A 4,723-nucleotide genomic window follows, 5' to 3' on the forward strand; every position below is an offset into this window, starting at 1 on the left:
ACGCTATGCCGATGATGACGGGTCTGCAGCTCATCGCCGCCATACGGCAGGACTACCCGGATCTGCCGGTGCTGCTTGCCACTGGTTACGTTGAATTGCCTGCGGGCGCAGATCAAAGCCTTCCACGCCTGTCCAAGCCGTTTTCCCTGGAAGAACTTGCCGGCGCAATAAACGCGGCCATGTCAGTGTCCCGCGCTGAGAATGTCACCTTCCTGAGCCAAAGGCTGCGGCAAGCAACGCGCGCCCAGACATCTCCGGGACCGGGTACTTCGACCGATTCTGCATAATGGTGGCTGGTCGATCGGACCAGCTCTTGGCGCGATCCGATTGAGGTCGCGACCGCTTTCCAAAAATCTTGTGCGCATGGCAATTCGTCAGCCGACCTGCCTTTCGACCGACCGACCGACCGACCGACTGACGCTCGGGGCTATAATGTAGGCCGGCACATCGGAGGAAACGACTGATGCCACATACGCCTACGGCGGAGATCGCCTTGCGCTAGGCGTACTCGTCCGCAATGTATGCTTCGCACTGCGGAACAAGCTCCTAAAAACGTCGCGTCAAATTGAAGAGGGTGCCATGAGCCATCATCTGGATGTCCACGTATTGGGCCAGTTTCGTCAGCTTGAGAATCTCTGCCTGCGTCGCCTGTCTAGGATTCCGCCCGATGACACAAAGCGCACCGATACCGCCGGTTAGCCGGACGCCGGCATAGAAGCGGATTCCCGGAGCGTTGGTCACCAAGACGTTGTCAGCGAACCGCTCGTCCTGGGTGGCATCCTCTACGATTAGTGTGCCTTCGGTCTGGATCGTATGCGCGCAGAACGATTGGCTGCGGGGCATCTGTCTCACGTCTAGCCCGACGATGCTCTTAAACCATTGCCGATCTGTGTCGACCAAGCTAACGGCGGCGATACAGGTTCCCGGCAGGAGGCCGAGCGCTTGCTCAACGAGGCTCCTAAAAGAGCCATCGTCTTGCGTGTCGAGAATGCCGATCGCGCGGAGCCTTTCGATGCGCCGAGTTTCCTGAAGCGGGTCTATTTGTAGCATCCTGTCAGCGCCACCCATGGCTTGCCCTTCTCGGCCGGGAGGGGGCAGCTCGCGTGCAATGCGGTTTGCAGCTATTACGTTCATCACCCTCGCATAGCCTTCCGCGTCCTCTGCGCCCGATGCACCAAGGTCAGTTGCGGCCGCTTTGCATTGGACCCGACGCTCTCCCCTTCATGAAGTCTGAACTCGCTTATCAGTGTCGCCATCTCCTCAGCAGCATTCTGAAGGTTCTGCGTCGCTGCCTTGGCCCGACCAAGCATCTCGGCGTTTTCCTGGGTCGCTTGGTCCATCCGGTTGACCGTAAGGTTGACTTCACCCAAACCGGCTGCCTGCTCCTGGGCTGTCTTGGCGACGGAGGAGAGGACGACGTCAATCTCGCCGACTTTTGCCGTGACTTCTTCGAGCGCGGCTGCTGTCTCGTTCATGAGGGCGACGCCTCGTTTGACTTGGCCGGAACTCGACGAGATCAGCACCTTGATCTCCTTGGCGGCTACCGCGGACCGCTGGGCGAGGCCTCGCACCTCTTGTGCGACAACCGCAAAGCCGCGACCTGCCTCGCCTGCACGAGCAGCCTCCACTCCTGCGTTTAGCGCCAAGAGGTTTGTCTGGAAGGCGATCTCGTCGATGATGCCGATGAACTCGGCGATCCTTCCCGAACTCTCGTTGATCTCGCCCATGACCACGGCTGCCTGGTTCATGACCTTTCCAGACTGGAGGGTCCCCGATCGGGCGCCGGAAGCCGCAATCGCGGCCTCGAGCGCACCTTCGGCGCTCGTTTTCACCGTTGCAGTGATGCTGTCCAAGACGCCGGCGGCGTCTTGAAGGTTTGCCGCCTGCTGATCGATCCGGCTCGACATGACCGCAGTCAATTCGAAAATCTCGTGTGTCTCAGTTTTGACTAGTTGAGAGCTGTTCGCCACCTTTTGCATGGTAGATTGGAGGGCATCCAATGACGTGTTGTAGTCCCTCCTGAGTTGCTCAAAGGCAGGCGCGAACGGATGCTCTAGTCGGTGACATAGGTTGTTGTTCGAAAGCTCATCCAATCCGCTGGCAACTTCGACGACCGCTCGGACGCGGTCCGTTACGTCAGTCGCGAACTTGACGATGGAGCAGACCTTGCCGTCGCCATCGAGGATAGGATTGTAGGACGCTTGGATTGAAACGCGTTTGCCGTTCTTGCCCACTCGTTCAAACTCGGCCGCGACATAATTCCCCTCATTAAGGGACTGCCATAGGTCGCGATAGGCCTGCGACGTGGCATAGGCTTCATCCACGAACATCCTGTGATGGCGGCCCTTCACCTCCTCCAATGTGTAGCCGAGCAGGTCGAGGAAATTCTTGTTCGCGTCGATGATCGTGCCGTCGGAAGTAAACTCGATGATCCCCTGAACGCGCGAGATCGCCCCCAACTTGCTCTCAAAATTGGCGTTGCGCATGTGCGCCGCGGTCGTGTCGCTGGCCACCTTTACCACGCGGGTGACCTTGCCCCGGGCGTTCAGCACCGGATTGTAAGACGCCTGGATCCAGACCTGGCGTCCGCCCTTGCCAAAGCGCCGGTACTCCCGGCTCTCGAACTTGCCCTGCCCAAGTCTGCGCCAAAAGTCCCGATAGTCCGCCGACTCTGCGTAAGACTTGTCCACAAACATGCTGTGGTGGCGGCCGACGATCTCCTTGGAAGAATAACCCACAAGTCGGCAGAAGTTTTCGTTGGCAGAGAGGATCATCCCATCAGGAGAAAACTCGATGATGGCAAGAGACTTTTCGAGGGCGTCGATCAGACGCGTCCTCTGAGGACCAAGAAAATGACGTGAGAGCATCGTGCAGCGTTCCTGGTTGCGACAGAGCTCCAGGGCGGAACCGTGAATGATCCATTTGATCACGCACAGCCTAACGAGTGCTGAAGCAGCTCCCACCAAGGCGCTCTTGTGGCGTTAGTCGGAGCAATCCCAAACCTGCATGGAGGATAGCCGCCTACGGAAGATGCTATATGTCACCGGCGAGGAGGTTACGTTGATGAGATCTCATTCGCTACCGAGCCGTCTTCTGACCATCGGCAATCTCATGGAACTCCGGCGAGGACCGCAGTCGGGAATGATTGCGGTGATCGAGGATATCCAGGGCAGAGCGGACGATCCGTTCTATATCGGAAGGGTTTCATCGGGGGAGAAGCGGGTCACCTGGTACTGGAAGTCGGTGATTCCGGTCGGCCATCAACCGACCCTTACCGCACCAGAGAGAGCGACCATGGACGAATACCAACGTCTTCACCGGGGAAAGGAGCGTCGGGCTATAGCAAGCCTTGGCTCGCTTCAGAATAGGTCTCATTTCGATCGAGATCCAAGCCCCACTCTCCAAAAATCAGATAGCCGTTGCGACCGGAATTCTTGACGCGGTAAAGGGCGACGTCCGCACGGCGCACAAGATCCAACTGCATCGGCAGCTCGGTGGATGCGATTGCGACCCCGATCGACACTCCGATGAACACCTCTTGATGCTCGACCTTGAACGGGGTTCGGATGGTCTCGATGATGCCTCGGGACAAACCCTCGATCTCGATGCGATCGCGAACATGGTTTCGCAAAACGGCAAACTCATCGCCGCCAAGCCGAGCGACCATGTCGTCTTCCTGGACGAGGGCCAGGAGTCTCAAACCAACTTGCCGGATCACCTCATCGCCTGCCTGATGACCGAGGGTGTCATTGACGGCCTTGAACTCGTCGAGGTCGAGGTAAAGGACGGCAAAGCCACGCTTGGTGTGCTTGAATTCCCGCATTCGCTCATCAAGCTGGGTTTGGAAAGAAAACCGATTAGCGAGCCCAGTCAGCATATCGTGGTGGGCCATGTACTCGATCTGCTCTTGTGAGGCGGCGAGCCGGCGCGTCGTCTGATGAATCCAAAGCAGCAAGCCGCCGGCGAGCAGCAGAATGCCGGCAGCGGCCAGCCTGAGGATGGGCGTCATCTGGTCTAGGATTTTCGTTCCGGGCTGCTGGACCGACCAGACAAGATAGCCGACAGCGCCGCCGTCGGACGTCAGGGGGAAAGCAGCCTCATGACGCCCAAAGCCGTTTGTCCACGAGAACCTGGCGTCATCGATCAGGAAATCGCGGTTGAGTTTTGTCAGGAAGCCCCCGTCGAGAAACTTGACCGCGACATGTGCCGGCTCCTTTGCGAGGGGTTGCGCGATGGTGCCCGTATCCGACACGATCGCGGCGACGCTGACGACAGCGGGGCGGTTCTCCAGGAGAACGTATTGTCTGATAGCCGTTGGGGCGTCTTCAGCGGCGGCGGCCTGTCGCCGGCGCTGCCGCAACTCCGCAACCGCCGGCTCGACCACGGAAGCTTGTGTAAAATAGGCAGCGGGGTCAGCTCTTTGCCCGTCCAACATGGCGTAGATTGATCGATCGGCGTCATCGAGGACGAACGTGCGGTCGATCCCGTAATAGTCATGCATCCAGATGCCAAGATTGGCATCGAACCAGTCGGGATCTCGAGAGCTGAGGGCCTGTGTGACGGCGTCGTCCCAAGTCGTACTGGATTGCTGGTTCTTCGTGTGTCCACTTAAGCTTCTTGACTGACGAATGACATGACGGTTTCGACTGGCCTACGGCCCATGTTGCGGTAGCCGAGGTGCGGGCGTTCGGTGTTGTAGTGGACGAGCCAGGCGTCGAGATCG

4 protein-coding genes and 1 pseudogene are annotated in these 4,723 nt (G+C 58.7%); 1 reads left to right on the top strand and 4 read right to left on the bottom strand.

Going from position 1 to position 4,723, the window contains the following annotated elements; all coding sequences use genetic code 11:
• Positions 1–287: response regulator (locus GTK09_RS26960; RefSeq protein WP_163466466.1), on the top strand; the 287-nt coding region annotated here is incomplete at its 5' end.
• A gap of 259 nt (positions 288–546) precedes the next feature.
• Here GTK09_RS26960 and GTK09_RS26965 read toward each other — a convergent pair.
• The 4 genes and pseudogenes from GTK09_RS26965 to GTK09_RS26980 form a co-directional block, all read right to left on the bottom strand.
• Complete coding sequence (locus GTK09_RS26965) at positions 547–1,068, bottom strand: GAF domain-containing protein (protein ID WP_203561238.1); 522 nt, start codon at positions 1,066–1,068, stop codon at positions 547–549.
• A 65-nt stretch (positions 1,069–1,133) separates the two neighbouring features.
• Positions 1,134–2,930 carry a methyl-accepting chemotaxis protein gene (locus GTK09_RS26970; RefSeq protein WP_203561239.1) on the bottom strand — a complete coding sequence of 599 codons (1,797 nt, stop codon included), beginning with the start codon at positions 2,928–2,930 and terminating at the stop codon, positions 1,134–1,136.
• Positions 2,931–3,337: 407 nt separating this feature from the next.
• Positions 3,338–4,630: a diguanylate cyclase domain-containing protein gene (locus tag GTK09_RS28095; RefSeq protein ID WP_312869975.1), complete on the bottom strand. Its 1,293-nt coding sequence runs from the start codon at positions 4,628–4,630 to the stop codon at positions 3,338–3,340.
• A pseudogene (locus GTK09_RS26980) lies at positions 4,609–4,723 on the bottom strand (IS481 family transposase); the annotation flags it as partial. The pseudogene GTK09_RS26980 and the gene GTK09_RS28095, both read right to left, overlap by 22 nt.

This window comes from Jiella pacifica (assembly GCF_010500815.1).
Classification (GTDB): Bacteria; Pseudomonadota; Alphaproteobacteria; order Rhizobiales; family Rhizobiaceae; genus Jiella; species Jiella pacifica.

Excerpts from the sequence above, each read along its gene's own strand:
- GTK09_RS26965 (WP_203561238.1), bottom strand. The coding sequence starts at position 1,068 with ATGGGTGGCGCTGACAGGATGCTACAAATAGACCCGCTTCAGGAAACT.